A 16,761-nucleotide genomic window follows, 5' to 3' on the forward strand; every position below is an offset into this window, starting at 1 on the left:
ACGTGACAGCGAACCGCAACCGCAGCGGAATAGAGGATGGCGGAACCAGTCTAAAGTAAACCTTGATCAATTCTCATTTTGGTATAGCTTTTACTTAGGGTTTACTTAGGGTTTAGTTAGGGTTAGTTTAGGTATAGCTTAGGTTATACCTAAACTAACCCTAACCAAAAGCTAACTAAATACCAATTAAAATCTAGCTTAAAGAAGAACTAAATAAAAGCGAATAAATAGAACACTACACAAATAGCCCTATAAGTGTCCCAGCATCCAACCAGAATCGCCATGATATAGGCATTTTTTATGAAAACGTTAGCCTGTTATCCGTTTTGGAGACTGCTCATTATAGCGCGACGGTATGAGATTAAGAATAAATAAGTCTATACGGACCGAAGATTTATTTTGGCAATAGCAAAGCCTGCACAAACTATACGATGCTTTATTGGATAAAAATTCACTAAAGCATCGTATAGTTAATCCCCGTGGAGGGTGGGTTGGATCAAAGAAAATGATTAAGAAAAAGCGTTCAGCCCCGTAATATCTTGTCCTGTGATTAATAAATGAATATCATGCGTCCCTTCATAGGTAACTACAGACTCTAGGTTCATCATATGCCGCATTATTGGAAAGTCACCAACAATCCCCATTCCGCCAAGGATTTGCCTAGATTCACGCGCTATCTGCAGCGCCATATTCACATTGTTCCGCTTTGCCATGGAGATTTGCTGTGGAGTAGCACGCCCCTCATTCTTGAGCAGCCCTAAACGCCACGACAACAACTGCGCCTTGGTAATTTCTGTCAGAAATTCCGCTAGCTTCTTTTGCTGCAATTGAAAACCAGCAATTGGTTTATCAAACTGATGTCGCTCTAACGCATAATGAACAGCAGTTTCATAACAGTCTATTGCTGCTCCAATCACCCCCCATGAAATTCCATAGCGGGCTGAATTCAAACAGGAAAGCGGTCCACGCATTGAATTTACAGCAGGAAGCACATTTTCCGCAGGGATATAAACATCATGAAAAACCAATTCACCTGTTTTAGATGCGCGTAACGACCATTTATGCAAAGTCTCCGGAGTTTCAAAACCAGCCATTCCACGCTCAACAATTACTCCCCGCACTTTTGCGGACTCATCTCGTGCCCAAACGACGGCAATATCACAGACAGGCGAATTTGTAATCCACATCTTTGCCCCATTTAATAAAAAACCATCTCCTTTTGCCGTCAATTTCGTTTCCATTCCACCCGGATCAGATCCATGATTAGGCTCAGTAAGCCCAAAAGACCCGACCAACTCGCCGGATGCCAACCCCGGTAAATATTTACGACGCTGCTCCTCGCTGCCATACGTATAAATGGGAAACATCACCAAAGAGGACTGCACCGATGCTGCAGAACGAATTGCCGAGTCACCGGCTTCCAGTTCCTGCATAATCAAGCCATAAGAAATCTGATCCAATCCCGCCCCGCCATATTCAGCAGGAATATAAGGCCCCAAAGCTCCAATTGCCCCCAATTTAGGCATCAACCCTCCAATAGCGCGATGTTCCTGTGCCGCATCTTCAATGAAAGGCTTGATCTCTGTTTTCACAAAATCACGGACAGACTGCCGTATCAGTTTATGTTCTTCGGACAATAAATCGTCCACTTGGTAATAATCGATATTAATCTGTTTGATCATGATATAGTCTACATTAGCTTATCTAAGATAATGATTATTTTTCACTGAACAATATTCAGAACAAACTTGTCAACAAAAAATTTATTTCATATATTTAAACTATTCCACGAATAAAATAAACCATTATGATAAAAGTAGCGCTTAGAACACTTGGAATATCTTCCCAGAATTTAGGATCATCAACTGGACAGCAATGGTTTTCCGAAGGTAAAGAATTCGAATCCTTTTCACCTGTCGATGGAAAACTCATCGCAAAAATAAAAGGCAGCAATCGTAAGGACTATGAAGCGGTCATTAAGCAGGCCGGAGATGCATTTTTACAATGGCGCCTACTACCTGCCCCAAAAAGAGGCGACATCGTTCGCCAACTGGGAGACAAGCTCCGGGAGCTTAAACCCATTCTCGGAAAATTAGTTTCCTATGAAATGGGTAAATCTTACCAAGAAGGCATGGGGGAAGTGCAAGAGATGATCGATATCTGCGACTTTGCGTTAGGCCTATCCCGCCAACTGTATGGTAACACCATCCACTCGGAACGCCCCGGGCACCGCATGTACGACCAATATCACCCTTTGGGCGTCGTAGGTATTATTACAGCGTTTAATTTTCCGGTGGCGGTATGGGCATGGAACACCGCTCTCGCCCTGGTCTGCGGCAACACTGTCGTCTGGAAACCCAGCGAAAAAACACCGCTATGTGCCATAGCTTGCCAAAAATTACTTGCAGAAATCCTACACAACAACGGGCTGCCCGAGGGAATATCCAACCTCATTATGGGCGACAGAGAAGTTGGCGAGTGGCTTTCGGCAGACAACCGCATCGCTTTGATTTCTGCAACAGGATCCACGCGCATGGGAAAAGAAGTCGCCGTCACCGTAGCACAACGCCTCGGTAAAACACTTTTGGAACTCGGTGGAAACAATGCGATCATCGTTACTCCAGACGCAGACTTAAAAATGACCATCATCGGCGCTGTATTTGGTGCCGTGGGTACAGCCGGACAACGCTGTACAAGTACCCGAAGACTTATTATCCATGAGCACATTTATGACAATGTCAAAAAACAACTGACCAAAGCTTATGGTCAGTTAAAAATTGGTGACCCTTTGGACACGAAAAATCATGTAGGACCATTGATCGACAAAGCCGCCGTAAAATCATACTTAAACGCACTGGACAAAATTAAAACACAAGGGGGAAAAATGCTGATCAAAGGAAAGGTACTTGAAGGCAAGGGGTACGAAAGTGGCTGTTATGTGCAGCCTGTCATTGCCGAAGTCGAAAATCATTATGAAATCGTACAGCATGAGACCTTTGCCCCTATTCTTTACTTAATCAAATACAAGGGAGATATCGGTGCGGCCATAGACCTACAAAACAGCGTCGCACAGGGATTGTCTTCTGCCGTCATGACGAACAACCTACGGGAAGCCGAGCTATTTCTGAGTGCTGCTGGCTCTGATTGTGGTATCGCCAACGTCAATATCGGCACATCAGGAGCCGAAATCGGAGGTGCTTTTGGAGGCGAAAAGGAGACTGGCGGAGGTCGGGAATCTGGGTCGGATGCCTGGAAAGCCTATATGCGCCGTCAAACAAATACCATCAATTATACGACTGACCTACCGTTGGCACAAGGTATCAAATTTGATTTATAAACCATTTAGACACAAAATTATGAGCAACGTACATGAAAGATTAAGCAAACATATATTGGCTGATGGATTTCCTTTGGTTATGGATATGGAAAAATCCCATGGTTCTTATGTCGTGGATGAAAATGGAGATGAATACCTCGATATGTTCAGTATGTTTGCTTCCATGGCCGTGGGTTACAATCATCCACATTTGGTCAAACAACGTGACTTCTTAGGCAAAATGGCCGTCAATAAACCAGCCATGTCGGATATTTACCCAAAAGAGTTTGCTGATTTTGTCGACACTTTTGACCGCGTAGCCATACCGAAAGAACTCTCCTATGCCTTTTTCATCTCGGGCGGAACACTCGCCGTGGAAAATGCTTTAAAAGCTGCCTTTGACTGGAAAACAAGGCTTAATTTTGCACAGGGAATACAAAAGGAAGCCAGCCAGGTCATTCACTTTAAACAGGCTTTTCATGGTAGATCCGGTTATACCCTATCATTAACAAATACACAAGACCCCAGAAAATACCTTTATTTTCCAAAGTTCAACTGGCCACGCATTACCAATCCGAAGTTGAGCTACCCCTTAACAAGCGAACATATCGATCAGACGATTGCTTTGGAGGAAAAGGCTGTCTCTGAAATACACCAAGCCCTTGCCGCCAACCCCAACGATATTGCCTGTATCATTATTGAACCGATACAGGGTGAAGGTGGCGACAACCATTTTCGAAAGGAATTTTTCGTACAGCTTCGTCAAATCTGTGATGAAAATCAGATCCTATTGATTTTTGACGAAGTACAGACTGGATTGGGTATTACGGGGAAAATGTGGGCTTACCAACATTACAACGTAATTCCCGATATCATTGCCTTCGGCAAAAAAGCACAGGTATGTGGTATACTGGCGAGTAAGGAAAAATTTGATCAGGTGGAACATCATGTCTTTAAAGAATCCAGTCGTATCAATTCAACATTTGGTGGCGATTTTATGGATATGCTCCGCTTTAAATTAATTCTTGAAGTCATAGAACAAGAAAATCTGGTTCAAAATGCAGCAGAAAAAGGGCGCTATCTACAAGATAAGCTCCAGGAACTGTTAGCGAAAAAACCGCAGCTGTCCAATTTACGAGGCGAGGGTTTATTCGTTGCATTGGATTTCGCATCGGAAGCTGCACGCAATGAATTTATCAAAAATGCCTATGCAAATAAACTGATTATGTTAGGCTGTGGAGAGAAAAGTATCCGTTTTAGACCGCACCTTAATGTGAGTTATGAGGATATTGATAAAACGATAGCAATTATAGAAAAGAGTATTTCCTAAAAAATAAGCAATGCTAAAAAGCTTCAATGTAGCCTATAGCATTGCTTATTTTTTTTATAAACTATCTATCTCTACATACATTGGGACGGTCAATATCGACCAGTTCTGAAATTCCATACTCATCAAACAGGTCTAAGAGTGCATCTGTACCCTCTTCAAGTTTGTAATCCATCTCTTCTTTATATACAGGGATCATTGCATAAAAATTGATCAGATTACCATCTTTGGTTTTTAACTCCAAAAATTCCTCATCAAAACTTAGCATAGGTGGAAGCAGCAACATACAACCGAAACCAGTATTTGCAATATCCTCGGCTTCCATCCCATTGGGAATGGTATGCCCATATCCCAACCAGGTTTTATATTCATGGGGAAACCGTGCTAATCTTTTCAAAAAATAGACCGGCCAATAATTGTTATCATCCTGAAATTCCTCTTCTCCGATCTTCCAATCTGCAGGCAACACGACCATTAGCTCCGCCCGCTCATAAGCCTCTTTGTTTTCCACTTCATCTGGAACATGCATGGCCAAATCACTCATGCCCGACGTAACCAATATATGGTATGGATAGTTTGCACTTGGTTTAATCCAATGTACATCGATATGAACAAGTTCGGAGATAATCTCATGGAACACCATATCGGGTTCGGCAATATATTTGGTCAAATGCTCCTCGATTTCATCCAGATAGACACATTGTACCTCGGGGAATAAGTTTTTTGGATCCTTATCATCAGATTGATCTTCATAACGGTAGACCGTAGACCCTCCAGCAGTAATTTCTGTATCTTTTTTTTCGGACGGAGATTCTTCCTCTTCGCCGCTCATAATTTTTTTGACTTTATCCCAAAATGACATATTATCTTATAAAAGGTGAAAATTTAAGCTATTCTTTTGCTTTTCAAATTTATTCGATCACAGCAACTACAGGTTGCCTAAATCTTGTTTTAACTGGTTTTCCCTTGACCTGTCCCGGCATCCATTGCGGCGATCTGCGCATGGCAGACAACACAGCCTTTGCAAACTCGGGACTCACTTTATCGGGATTCTCGATTTCAATATTACAGATCGCCCCATCTTCACAAACAATAAATTTCAGAATTGCCGTCTGTCGAGATCCGTATTTTGCATAGGCCACACTGTCCATTGCCCTGATTGTTCCCGACAAATCCAGGTTATTTTGCAAAAATCTGGACCAGGCCACCACCCCGCCCTTGAAATAGGGAAAATCATCAACGTTCTGCGCAATACTATCTGCAGGAATATCCCGTTTAGCAATCACTTGTGCACTTGCGGAAGTACACAATACCATAAAAAGTAGAATTGAAAAAAAAGTCTTAAATCCCGTTAAATACATAACCTATCCTATCCATAATCGTACCATTTAACGCTTGTATAAGATAATTTATTGCTTTAAATACTCCGGACTAATTGAGCGGCATAGCAACCTCTGCAACAAACGCCCCTGTTTCATCAACAAGAAAACTGATCGGATGCTCCGGATTTTTAATAATCTCGAATAAAGTCAATCCCCAAGGTTTCCAAAAATTTTCCAAAACTTGGCCATAAGTCTTATTTTGCCAATGATCAAAGATAGGTTTCATCGACATATCTGCTAATGGCATAGGTTCAACATAGACTTTTTGCGGGGTGTTTAGATAGGTATAATCTGGCAGACGGTTAAATAAGTAGGCTGAATAAAAATAGCGTGCACACAATTCTTCAAACTGGATCGGGTGTAATGTTTTGCCCGCAATGACTTTGAGAATATCTTCGTGATAAATATTGTTTGTAGCATTATCTTGAAGACAGGCAACTACAGCAAAGTCCTTCATACGGATCGAGAAGATCAAGGTATTGATTTCATCACGATACATAAATGTATCAGGTGCATTCTCAACAGGTACAACAACCAATGAAAATGGGAATGTATTTTCAAACTCCATCGGTACAACCAGAGACTGTAACATCGCATGTAGATTCGTAAAACGCTGCGCGAGTGCCTGAGAAAAGTTCATATCTTCACCAGAAGCTTTTTGCTGCTGAATTCCCGCAAGAATTTCATTAAAAACCACCCCATAGATAATTTTTGTCATCCATTGAAACAATAGTAATGGATCCAACTGTTTGACGGCTTCATAGCCTTGTTCAAACGACTGTTCTACCGCACGCTCCATTTGCTCAATAGCTTCGGATGCAGCCATGGAACAGGGTAGTTTCAACGATTTGTAAGTAACCAGATTCTCATCCAGCATTTTAAAAGGTTTATCTTCCAATTGAAAAGATTTCATCATCCATACAGGAAACACCTGAATGGATTCTTCTTCCGACTGAAGCTTATTCCCTGTTAAAAAACAAATATCTGAATCAAACTGAAATTGTTTGAATGGATTATACAAAGTTGTCGCCATAATGCTGGCAAAGTTAAAACAAATCGAAAAGCCCGCAAGAAAAGCAAATTCTTATTACGATATGGTGACTTGCATCTTTAAACTTATTTTATTTTCAGAAATTATTGAAAATACAAAAACTTTAAATACCTTTGATATAGGCAATCACAAAAAAGGATGGGAAAGCCGATCGGTTCAATAGTCCGATAAAAACAAATTGAGGTATTGGCAAAAAATAAAAACACGATGGAATTACAAGAAGCAAAACAACAGTTCATAGACACCTGGGGCGCATTAGGTTCTGAATGGGGGATCAACAAATCTGTTGCTCAGGTTCATGCCCTACTCCTTTCCGCAAGCAATCCCATGTCTACAGATGAGATTATGGAAAAGTTGGTGATCTCGCGCGGGAATGCCAATATGAGTATCCGGCAATTGATCGATTATGGTATTGTCTACAAAAAACATATTGCTGGTGATCGAAAGGAATATTTCGTTGCAGAGAAAGAGGTCTTAAAATGGGCGATGAAAATTGCGGTGATGCGTAAGCAGAAAGAGCTTGACCCCGTTATGGATATTCTAAAGGATATAAGCCGAAATACCGAAAAGGACCAGACAGCAGAAGGCAAGGAGTTCCATAAAACGGTAAAGGACATCCAAAATCTGACGGATCAACTCGAAACTATTGCCAACAAGATTTTCAATACAAGCGGCGGAGATTTATTAATCAAATTGATTAAACTAATGATGTAGCGTCATGAACTTCAATATCCTAGCGTACGCAATCTACGGCCTGCTCACCTGTTATATTATTCTTTGGGTCGGTCGGTTATTCCATAAAAATGGTCGGATTTTCATCCTATCGCTTTTCCGCCAGGAGGTCAACTTGGCCGATACGACAAATAATTTATTGCTGCTGGGATATTACCTACTCAACATCGGATATGCAATCCTGCAATTTAGTTATTGGCGACAAATTGAATCATTTGATGAAATGATCAGCAGCATTGCCTTTAAAACAGGACGATTACTTTTTGTCCTTGTTGGGTTACATTACTTCAATATGCTCAGTATTTACTTTTTCGCAAAAAGAAAGAATTCATTAACCATTAAACATTAATATCATGGGAAATTTAACAGTTATCGGGTACTTTATCTACTTACCCATTGCAATAGGATTAACCTATTATGTTGCCTACGTGCTTTTTAAAAATAGCATTGTTTACATGAATGATATCTTTGCCGGTAGGCCGGAGGTAGCCCATGCGACGAATAATTTATTTCGCATCGGATTCTACCTCATGAATTTAGGATTTGCACTCTATATACTTGAAATCAGCCTGTACAAGCCGAGCATTCAGGAACTCATTGAGCGTCTGAGTTATAAAATCGGTGGATTTAGCATATATCTTGGTGTAATGCTCTTTCTTAATATGTTTCTCTTCTTTAGAGGCAAACGGATTGCAAAACAACGAAGAAACATGGATACAACCTTCAATGCATAATTAAAACAGACTGCAAATACACTTGTCATGAATAAAATAGTCATCGCTGGAGGAACAGGTTTTGTTGGACAATATCTTTCCGAGAGATTTCGTACATTAGGCTATCAGGTGATCATCATTGGCCGTCGGCCGGGCAATATCCTTTGGACCGATCGATCCGCTATTTCCGATTCACTGGAAAATGCAGCGATGCTAATCAATCTAGCCGGAAAATCTGTCAACTGTCGGTATAACGAAAAAAATAAGGCCGAAATATTTTCTTCACGAACAGCAACGACTACGCTTCTCGGGGAGCTCATAGCAGGCTGTACCAATCCACCAAAGCTATGGCTAAACGCGAGTACCGCTACCATCTATCGTCATGCCGAAGATCATCCAATGACAGAAAGTTCGGGGGAGATCGGAACAGGTTTTTCCGTTGATGTTGCAACATTATGGGAAAAGACTTTCTTCGACTTCAAATCGGAAAAGACAAGACAGGTGGCACTTCGGATGGCGATAGTTTTGGGCGCGGATGGAGGGGTTATCCTTCCTTTTAAAAATCTTGTACGTGCCGGACTAGGGGGTATACAGGGAAATGGTCAGCAATATTTTAGCTGGATTCATATTGAAGATCTATTTCAGCTTATTTTGTTCTTAAAAGGTCATGAGGATTTGGATGGTGTCGTTAATTGTGCGGCACCCAACCCGATTATGAATAAGACTTTTATGGCAACTTTTCGACAGGTAATGAACCGTAAAATTGGCCTACCATCTCCAAAATGGCTACTGGAAATAGGTGCGGTTTTAATCGGGACGGAGACAGAGCTGCTTTTAAAAAGCCGTTGGGTATTACCTGAAAGGTTGGAGAACAGTGGATTTACCTTCCAGTTTCCAACGATTTCAACTGCTTTGCAGGATATTCTGCAGCGGGGATAAAAACCGAAAAGATAAATACGTGGGGTAAACCATTTATCCCACGTTAACCTTGAAATTTTCAAATACAAGCGGCGCAGTGACAATGGCGCCCTCGTTATTTTTTACGCCTTTAAACTCGGAGGTTTTTCCTTTCTCCAATAGGTTCTTCATCTCTTTTTCGTCCAGAAAGATACCATTTAATGTCCGCCAGATCTTAAAATCACATCCACGGGCATAATGGTCGCACTGGGCTACTTTATCGTAGAGCAAAATCAATCCCTTCTCACATTTCGGACATTTTATCTTTCCTTTTTGTTGAGGTTTAACTTCCTCTTGTGCGAGAGAAATCCGCAGTGTCAACAATTCTTTTGTGATTTTGGCCGTATAGTCCTTAATATGTTTCATAAAAACATCATAAGACACTTTATTGGCCCGCATTTCCTCCAGCTTCTGCTCCCATTTACCGGTCAAGGTTACTTTGGCAATGGAACGATCTTTTACAAGATTGTATACCGCAAGCCCCTTTTCCGTTGGAATCAGTTTTTTCTTGTCGCGCTTAATATAATCACGTTGAAAAAGTGTTTCGATGGTTGCAGCACGCGTAGCAGGTGTACCAAGTCCACAGTCCTTCATGGCCTGTCGCATCTCATCGTCTTCAATTTCCTTTCCCGAGGTTTCCATGGCCTTCAATAACGAAGCTTCGGTATGTATGGGTCTTGCTTTGGTAAAACGTTCGGCAAGTTCGAGGGTCAGAACCTGCAATAATTCCTCGGCTAATAGCTTCGGTAATTGCGCATTTTCATTATCCTGATCGTCATTGTTTTTATCTTCATCAGGCGCTTCGATCTGCTCCGCGGAAAGGCGCCAGCCGTACTGCTTGATCACAGTACCTTTGGCGATAAGTTCAACTCCCTGCGCATCAATTGTCACGGTGGTAATATCTTTTATACAAACTTCCGAGAAACTTTCCACCATACGCTTGGCAATCATATTGTAAACGTTCTGTTGCTCTTTGAGCATGGGCCCCGGTTTTTCATCCGTCACCAACAAAGCGTGGTGATCTGTTACCTTTTTGTCATCGACAGAACGTTTGTTCAATTTTGCACCGATCAGGTTTTTTGCAATCGACGCGATGGATTCATCTGCGGTATCTGCTAAATGTTGAAAAAGTGCGCCAATTTCTTCAAAAACATCCTCACCGATGTAACGGGAACCCGTACGCGGATAAGTGATGACCTTCTTTTCGTAAAGTGTTTGTGCGATATTCAGTGTCTGATCTGCCGAATAACCATATTTTTTATTTGCATCCTGTTGCAGCGATGTCAAATCAAACAGCAAGGGCGGCTGCTCTTTTGTTTCTTTGGCTTCCACCTTTGCCACACGGGCATTGGAACCAACGGTCAATCGCGCAATGGTTTGCTCGGCAACATCTTTTTTATCGATCTTATTGGAGGTTGCCTTAAAACTGATATTGTCTTTTTCAAACCCAGCCTGAATTTTATAAAATGCCTGGGGTTTAAAGTCTTTGTTTTCCAGATAGCGCGAACAGATCATGGCCAAAGTTGGTGTCTGTACGCGACCCAAAGAAAGTAATCCTTTATTCCCCGCCGCCAAGGTGATGGCCTGCGTCGCATTGATACCGATGAGCCAGTCCGATTCCGAACGTGAGCGGGCAGACATGTATAGACTATCATATTCCGTACCTGCTTTCAAATTGGCAAATCCTTCTTTAATGGCCTTATCTGTTTGGCTCGATATCCAAAGGCGTTTAAAAGGCACTTTAGAACCCAAAAAATAATATATATTACGAAAGATCAATTCACCCTCACGTCCAGCATCGGTAGCCACAATGATTTCTTCGGCCTGTTCCAAAAGGGATTTTATGGTGTTGAGTTGCTTAACTGCTCCGGTATCGTCCATCTGCTTGCCATCACGCTTCACCTTCTTCGACTCCAGCTTAAATGTTGGTGGAATGATCGGCAAGTTCGAGATTGTCCACGAATTGTATCCATAAGCCTGTGGCGTACAGAGTTGAACCAAATGACCAAAAGCATACGTAAAAGCGTAGCCATTGCCGGCGATATAACCGTCTTTGACTTCCTTCGCCCCCATCACTCGAGCTAGATCACGCGCCACGGAGGGCTTTTCAGCAATTACAACCTTCATTTTAGATATGAGATGTTAGATTTTAGATCCGAGACTTTAGGATAATACCTCCTGGTATTACAGCTAGTCTCAATTTAATATTGATGTTTTACCCCTTTACCTTAAACGTCCCTATTCTATTGATGGTATCGTTATTCCCTGGATCTTACGATAAAGTTCAATGGCATAAACATCGGTCATTCCGGAAACAAAGTCTAAAACACAGCGAATTTTCGAATACGAATCTTGTTTTTCCGTATAAAATTGTGCTGGAATTAAAGCGACTAGTTTCTTATCGTAATTATTTTTGTTCTTCTTAAGATACGCCGGAACAAACTCTTTTAATAATGCATCCATCACCCGGTAACCGGCAATTTCAATCTGAACAACTGTTGGAGCGTTGTAGATTTTTGCGATGGAAATTTTAGAAATTTTGTTCATCTGCGTGACAATCTCCTCATCAAGGGCGTCCATCAAAGCTGATCCGAAAGTTCCCGATAAAAACTTGTCCTGTTCCCGGACAAAGACATCAACACACCCCTTAATCAAGGTATTGATCGCTTTGGCACGCAACAATGCTACGCGGCTCGGGGTATCCAGCAATCCATCGAGCCTGTCACGAAGATTCTCTTTACCACATAGCGGCAATAGTAATTCTTCCACTTCTTGATAGGACAATATTTTAAGATGATGAGCATCTTCCAAGTCAATAATATTGTAACAGATATCATCTGCAGCCTCCACGAGATAAACCAAGGGATGTCTCAGATAGCCCTTTGGATTAGAGGGATCTTTTAATAGTCCCAATTCATTGGCAACCTTCTCAAACGCCTTTTGTTCTTCTGTAAAAAAACCATATTTCTTGCGGTGATGGTTCTTCTTAAGGTGGCCATCAATTGCCAGACAGGGGTATTTTACAATGGAAGCCAGGGAAGTATAGGTCAATGCAAAACCTTTGGGATCCTTGCCCTGGAAGGCATGCGTCAGAATCCGTAGGGCATTTGCATTTCCTTCAAAGTGGGTCAGATCTGCCCATTCTTCGGCCGTGACCTGCTCTTGGTATTTACGTCCATCTCCATCCGTGAAATACGTGGATATGGCGGATTCACCCGAGTGACCAAAGGCAGGGTTGCCCAGGTCATGTGAAAGACATGCCGCCGAGATAATATTTCCGACTTCTTGCAGAAAAGGGTAATCATTATCCAGGTTTGGGTTTTCCTCTTTCAGCTGCGCATAAAACATACGCCCCAAAGAACGTCCCACACTGGCAACTTCTAAACTATGTGTCAATCTATTATGCACGAATACAGCGCCAGGAAGTGGAAAAACCTGCGTCTTATTCTGTAATCTCCGAAATGGGGATGAAAAGATCAAACGATCATAATCCCGTTGAAATTCCGACCGGGCCACAAGGTAACTATCTACGCTCCGATCTTCGTAACCCCAGCGCTTTGCAGAGAGCAAATCTTTCCAATTCATTTTTTCAGACATAGCGCAAACTTAGATAAATTTGCCTTCAAATACAATTATAATCATAGGATACAGATTTAGGAATTACCCGAATGACTGTCCGCATATCGCTATATTTTACTCCTGTTATTCACCTATCAAGGAGTCATTTTTGCAACAGTATCTATGATTGTATTTCAAAATGACAAATTTTACAAACAGCTGTTATCAAAGTCATTTTTATACTGGTTATATTCTGTATCTTTAACCTAAATACCAATAGGGATCCATCATGACGAAATATCAAACACTTATTCCAAAATATTTTGAAGGTACAATCGAAGGCAAAAACACGCATTTGCTCTTATTAAAAAACGAAGGAGGCATGCAAGTCCTCTTAACGGATTACGGTGCTCGTATTGTCAGTATTTTGGTACCTGATAACAAGGGAAATTTAGTGGATGTAGCACTGGGCTTCGATTCAATTCAGGCCTATCTCGATTCTGATGAGAAATACCATGGATGCACAGCGGGGCGTTTTGCCAATCGCATTGCTGATGGCAAATTTGAGCTCAACGGAAAACACTATACGCTTCCGCAAAATAACGGAAATAATTGTCTTCATGGTGGCATTTCGGGCTTTCATGATAAGGTTTGGGACAGAAGGGTAACTTACCAATCGCACGTCGAATTTTATTATGTTTCCCCAGATGGTGAAGAGGGCTTTCCAGGAAACTTAAAAGTTATGGTTTCTTATACCCTGACCAGAAATAACGAGATCATTATCAAATATCATGCGCAATCGGATGCCGATACGCACGTCAACTTGACCAATCATACGTACTTCAATCTGGATGGGGAAGGCAGTGGCGACGTATTGCAGCAGATCCTTCAGATCAACTCAGATGAGGTCTTATTTGTAGACGACAACCAGATACCAAATGCAATAGTACCTGTGGAAGGCACCGCCTTCGACTTCCGCATACCCAAACCTATTGTCCAAGATATTACGGCAAATAACGAACAATTGATCGCTGCCAAAGGCTATGACCATTGTTATGTCAACAACCTGCCTATTTCGCAGCCTTGTGCAACAGTCTATTCAAAAAACACAGGCATTCAGCTGGATGTATTTACAACGGAGCCGGGTGTACAGCTCTATACAGCAAACTGGATGACGGGAAATGATTTTGGCAAAAGAGGTTACAAGTATCTTCCTTATGCCGGATTCTGTCTGGAAACACAGCATTTTCCGGATACACCCAATCAAGCGGAATTTCCTTCAACTTTGTTAAAAGCAGGCGAATCATTCGACTCCGAGACACATTTTAAGTTCTCCATAAAAAAATAAGAACATAAAACGGCCGATAAGCACATGCTTATCGGCCGTTTTATGTTGATGTGCTGTTTCCTTTGTAGGACCACAGCGCATTTTTTATTTTAAAAGCTCATCCAATGCTGATTCGACTTTTTCAAAACCAAAAGTTGCTTTAACCTCGCCGAACATACGTTGAATCTGATCATTGCAGAGATTTCCAATGCTTCCCTCGTGGGTATGATTTACCTCTTTTGACGGCTTGAAACGCCCTTCATCTATATCAATACCGATAGTCCTGTAGGCCTCCCGGAAAGGAACTCCTTTCAGGACCTCATTATTCACGACTTCAACAGAGAACAAATAATCGTATTTTGGATCGTCCAGGATATTTTCTTTTACAGTTATATTTTCCAACATAAAGGTTGCGATTTCAAGACATTCATTGAGCGATTTAAACGCTGGGAATAAATTTTCCTTTAACAATTGAAGATCTCTATGGTAACCCGATGGAAGGTTGGTCGTCATCAATGCAATTTCATTTGGCAAGGCCTGTATTTTATTACAGCGTGAACGGATCAGCTCGAAGACATCCGGGTTTTTCTTATGTGGCATGATGCTCGACCCTGTAGTCAAATGTGCAGGAAAGGAGATAAAGCCAAAATTTTGGTTGATATACAGACATACATCCATTGCAAACTTGGCCAATGTCGCCGCGATGGAACTCATACCCTGTGCCAAGATACGTTCAGTCTTCCCTCTTCCCATCTGTGCATAAACCACATTGTAATTGAGGTCTTCAAATCCTAGCAATTGTGTCGTCATCGTTCTATTCAATGGAAAGGATGATCCATACCCTGCAGCAGATCCCAAAGGATTCTTATTACAAACCTTCCATGCTGCACGCATCATCTCCAGATCATCTACAAGACTTTCGGCGTAAGCACCGAACCATAATCCAAACGATGAAGGCATGGCAATTTGCAAGTGGGTGTATCCAGGGATCAGAATATGTTTATACCGCTCGCTGAGTTGGATCAATTCATTAAAAAGGGCCTCTGTATTCTGGATGATATGCTGAATCTCTGAGCGGAAGTATAATTTTAGATCGACCAAAACCTGGTCATTACGGGATCTGCCGGAGTGAATTTTCTTACCGGCCTCTCCAATACGCTGTGTAAGCAGCATTTCAACCTGCGAATGCACATCTTCTACCGAGTCTTCTATACGAAAGTCACCGGCTAAAATTTCTTTATAGATATTTTTGAGTTCTTTTTGTACAAGCGTTAGATCCTCATCGGTCATCAGGTTTATGCTATTCAACATGCGTGTATGGGCCAATGAACCCAAAACATCCGCAGCAGCAAGTTGCAGGTCCATGACGCGATCATTGCCCACCGTAAACGATTCTACAAAAGAATCGACATCTATATTTTTTTGCCAGATTTTCATGCGTATAATTTCTTTTTGATCCTGTTATTATCAAAAGCCTTTGGTCGGTTTAGTGTTGATTGAAGCTCCTGATAATTCCATCACATACAATTTTTACAAAAATACCAATTGCAAATGGTTATATCAATGCAAAGATTGCATACATTTTGCTCGGACAATTTGATGAAAAACAAAAAATCGGGTGAAAAAAAAGTGCCGTTACAAAAAAAATTAAATGTTAAAAGTTTGTTAAATCGCGATAAACACACATTATAAGTAACCACTCACTTTATTTTTAAAAGTTATTTTGTCAGTTTTTTAAGTATTCCTATGTTTGTAGTGTAAGGGAGATGAAAAAATAGAAGATGGTAAGGTTAGTAAATACTTACCGCTTTAAATACACCGAAATTTCAAACCAAATATGATAGACCCCAAAGTCTTAAAACTTGAAAGAAATTACCTAACCAATTGTGAATCGAAATTTAAAGGCACGTCAAACCAAGATGTGCCTTTTTTCTTATGTCGATCCAAGTTTCTCTTTTAATTGAAATTTTGGCTATTTTTGTTTGACACAATTGAGAATATTCAACATAAAACGTATACGATGGGAACAGAAAGCAAGAGACAGCAACGTTTTGCTGGGGTGATTCAACAGGATTTAGCAGCATTATTTCAACGCGAAGGTAATTCATGGGCTCCCGGCGCATTTATCACGGTTACACGGGTTCGTGTTACGCCTGATTTGGCAATTGCCCGTGTTTACGTGAGCTTTTTAAACACAAAAACGGCACAGGAAGATATTAAGGCTATTCGTTCCAAAACATCTGAAATACGTTACAAACTGGGGGCAAAAATTAAGAACCAGGTAAAGATTGTTCCTCAATTGGAGTTCTTCCTCGATGATACCAACGAATATGTTGAACACATGGACAAACTATTTGACGAGATCGGCAAAGAACCGCGTCAGCCAGAATAATGCCAT

Annotated in this window: 15 protein-coding genes; 8 read left to right on the forward strand and 7 right to left on the reverse strand. The window is 41.3% G+C overall.

The window, feature by feature from the left end; genetic code table 11:
• Nucleotides 1–509 precede the first annotated feature (509 nt).
• Nucleotides 510–1,682, reverse strand: a complete 1,173-nt coding sequence (locus tag M2419_RS21440) for an acyl-CoA dehydrogenase family protein (protein ID WP_153848128.1) — start codon at nt 1,680–1,682, stop codon at nt 510–512.
• 125 nt (nt 1,683–1,807) lie between these two features.
• On the opposite strand from M2419_RS21440, the gene M2419_RS21445 reads away from it, so the two are divergent.
• Both M2419_RS21445 and lat read left to right on the forward strand, forming a co-directional pair.
• Complete coding sequence (locus tag M2419_RS21445; RefSeq protein WP_259255577.1) at nt 1,808–3,337, forward strand: aldehyde dehydrogenase family protein; 1,530 nt, start codon at nt 1,808–1,810, stop codon at nt 3,335–3,337.
• Nucleotides 3,338–3,356: 19 nt separating this feature from the next.
• On the forward strand, nt 3,357–4,646 hold the full coding sequence (lat, locus tag M2419_RS21450; RefSeq protein WP_153848130.1) for an L-lysine 6-transaminase: 1,290 nt from the start codon (nt 3,357–3,359) through the stop codon (nt 4,644–4,646).
• Between the two features lie 61 nt (nt 4,647–4,707).
• Here lat and M2419_RS21455 read toward each other — a convergent pair whose 3' ends face one another.
• The 3 genes from M2419_RS21455 to M2419_RS21465 form a co-directional block, all read right to left on the reverse strand.
• Complete coding sequence (locus M2419_RS21455) at nt 4,708–5,475, reverse strand: suppressor of fused domain protein (RefSeq protein WP_202883701.1); 768 nt, start codon at nt 5,473–5,475, stop codon at nt 4,708–4,710.
• A gap of 79 nt (nt 5,476–5,554) precedes the next feature.
• Nucleotides 5,555–5,959 carry an energy transducer TonB gene (locus M2419_RS21460; RefSeq protein ID WP_159731349.1) on the reverse strand — a complete coding sequence of 135 codons (405 nt, stop codon included), beginning with the start codon at nt 5,957–5,959 and terminating at the stop codon, nt 5,555–5,557.
• Between the two features lie 115 nt (nt 5,960–6,074).
• Nucleotides 6,075–7,058: a hypothetical protein gene (locus tag M2419_RS21465; RefSeq protein ID WP_153848133.1), complete on the reverse strand. Its 984-nt coding sequence runs from the start codon at nt 7,056–7,058 to the stop codon at nt 6,075–6,077.
• Between the two features lie 225 nt (nt 7,059–7,283).
• Here M2419_RS21465 and M2419_RS21470 point away from each other — a divergent pair, with 225 nt between their 5' ends.
• Genes M2419_RS21470 through M2419_RS21485 form a run of 4 tightly spaced genes read left to right on the forward strand, consistent with a single transcriptional unit; the run spans nt 7,284 to nt 9,460 of the window.
• A complete protein-coding gene (locus tag M2419_RS21470; RefSeq protein WP_112373885.1) occupies nt 7,284–7,790 on the forward strand; it encodes a GbsR/MarR family transcriptional regulator in 507 nt (168 codons plus the stop codon).
• A 4-nt stretch (nt 7,791–7,794) separates the two neighbouring features.
• Entirely contained in the window at nt 7,795–8,157 is a 363-nt protein-coding gene (locus M2419_RS21475; protein WP_153848134.1) for a hypothetical protein, read from the forward strand.
• Between the two features lie 4 nt (nt 8,158–8,161).
• Nucleotides 8,162–8,542, forward strand: a complete 381-nt coding sequence (locus M2419_RS21480) for a hypothetical protein (RefSeq protein ID WP_075990933.1) — start codon at nt 8,162–8,164, stop codon at nt 8,540–8,542.
• A gap of 27 nt (nt 8,543–8,569) precedes the next feature.
• Nucleotides 8,570–9,460 (forward strand): TIGR01777 family oxidoreductase, encoded by an 891-nt coding sequence (locus tag M2419_RS21485; RefSeq protein WP_153848135.1) that lies wholly within the window; start codon nt 8,570–8,572, stop codon nt 9,458–9,460.
• 33 nt (nt 9,461–9,493) lie between these two features.
• On the opposite strand, the gene M2419_RS21490 is transcribed toward M2419_RS21485, so the two are convergent.
• Both M2419_RS21490 and M2419_RS21495 read right to left on the reverse strand, forming a co-directional pair.
• The gene (locus tag M2419_RS21490) at nt 9,494–11,605 is read right to left on the reverse strand and encodes a type IA DNA topoisomerase (protein ID WP_153848136.1); all 2,112 of its coding nucleotides are present in this window, start codon (nt 11,603–11,605) and stop codon (nt 9,494–9,496) included.
• 111 nt (nt 11,606–11,716) lie between these two features.
• Nucleotides 11,717–13,075 (reverse strand): deoxyguanosinetriphosphate triphosphohydrolase, encoded by a 1,359-nt coding sequence (locus M2419_RS21495; RefSeq protein WP_153848137.1) that lies wholly within the window; start codon nt 13,073–13,075, stop codon nt 11,717–11,719.
• Between the two features lie 250 nt (nt 13,076–13,325).
• Between M2419_RS21495 and M2419_RS21500 the strand changes: the two genes are divergently transcribed.
• On the forward strand, nt 13,326–14,384 hold the full coding sequence (locus M2419_RS21500; RefSeq protein WP_153848138.1) for an aldose epimerase family protein: 1,059 nt from the start codon (nt 13,326–13,328) through the stop codon (nt 14,382–14,384).
• 84 nt (nt 14,385–14,468) lie between these two features.
• On the opposite strand, the gene argH is transcribed toward M2419_RS21500, so the two are convergent.
• Nucleotides 14,469–15,800, reverse strand: coding sequence for an argininosuccinate lyase (gene argH / locus M2419_RS21505; RefSeq protein ID WP_259255579.1), 1,332 nt, complete (start codon nt 15,798–15,800; stop codon nt 14,469–14,471).
• A gap of 583 nt (nt 15,801–16,383) precedes the next feature.
• Between argH and rbfA the strand changes: the two genes are divergently transcribed.
• Nucleotides 16,384–16,755 (forward strand): 30S ribosome-binding factor RbfA, encoded by a 372-nt coding sequence (rbfA, locus tag M2419_RS21510; RefSeq protein WP_259255580.1) that lies wholly within the window; start codon nt 16,384–16,386, stop codon nt 16,753–16,755.
• The last annotated feature ends 6 nt before the right edge of the window (nt 16,756–16,761 follow it).

This window comes from Sphingobacterium sp. BIGb0116 (assembly GCF_024808035.1).
GTDB lineage: Bacteria > Bacteroidota > Bacteroidia > Sphingobacteriales > Sphingobacteriaceae > Sphingobacterium > Sphingobacterium paramultivorum.

What these genes read in the sequence shown, in the direction of transcription:
- M2419_RS21440 (WP_153848128.1), bottom strand. Translation starts at nt 1,682, where the DNA reads ATGATCAAACAGATTAATATCGATTATTACCAAGTGGACGATTTATTG.
- M2419_RS21445 (WP_259255577.1), top strand. Translation starts at nt 1,808, where the DNA reads ATGATAAAAGTAGCGCTTAGAACACTTGGAATATCTTCCCAGAATTTA.
- lat (WP_153848130.1), top strand. Translation starts at nt 3,357, where the DNA reads ATGAGCAACGTACATGAAAGATTAAGCAAACATATATTGGCTGATGGA.
- M2419_RS21455 (WP_202883701.1), bottom strand. Translation starts at nt 5,475, where the DNA reads ATGAGCGGCGAAGAGGAAGAATCTCCGTCCGAAAAAAAAGATACAGAA.
- M2419_RS21460 (WP_159731349.1), bottom strand. Translation starts at nt 5,959, where the DNA reads ATGGTATTGTGTACTTCCGCAAGTGCACAAGTGATTGCTAAACGGGAT.
- M2419_RS21465 (WP_153848133.1), bottom strand. Translation starts at nt 7,058, where the DNA reads ATGGCGACAACTTTGTATAATCCATTCAAACAATTTCAGTTTGATTCA.
- M2419_RS21470 (WP_112373885.1), top strand. Translation starts at nt 7,284, where the DNA reads ATGGAATTACAAGAAGCAAAACAACAGTTCATAGACACCTGGGGCGCA.
- M2419_RS21475 (WP_153848134.1), top strand. Translation starts at nt 7,795, where the DNA reads ATGAACTTCAATATCCTAGCGTACGCAATCTACGGCCTGCTCACCTGT.
- M2419_RS21480 (WP_075990933.1), top strand. Translation starts at nt 8,162, where the DNA reads ATGGGAAATTTAACAGTTATCGGGTACTTTATCTACTTACCCATTGCA.
- M2419_RS21485 (WP_153848135.1), top strand. Translation starts at nt 8,570, where the DNA reads ATGAATAAAATAGTCATCGCTGGAGGAACAGGTTTTGTTGGACAATAT.
- M2419_RS21490 (WP_153848136.1), bottom strand. Translation starts at nt 11,605, where the DNA reads ATGAAGGTTGTAATTGCTGAAAAGCCCTCCGTGGCGCGTGATCTAGCT.
- M2419_RS21495 (WP_153848137.1), bottom strand. Translation starts at nt 13,075, where the DNA reads ATGTCTGAAAAAATGAATTGGAAAGATTTGCTCTCTGCAAAGCGCTGG.
- M2419_RS21500 (WP_153848138.1), top strand. Translation starts at nt 13,326, where the DNA reads ATGACGAAATATCAAACACTTATTCCAAAATATTTTGAAGGTACAATC.
- argH (WP_259255579.1), bottom strand. Translation starts at nt 15,800, where the DNA reads ATGAAAATCTGGCAAAAAAATATAGATGTCGATTCTTTTGTAGAATCG.
- rbfA (WP_259255580.1), top strand. Translation starts at nt 16,384, where the DNA reads ATGGGAACAGAAAGCAAGAGACAGCAACGTTTTGCTGGGGTGATTCAA.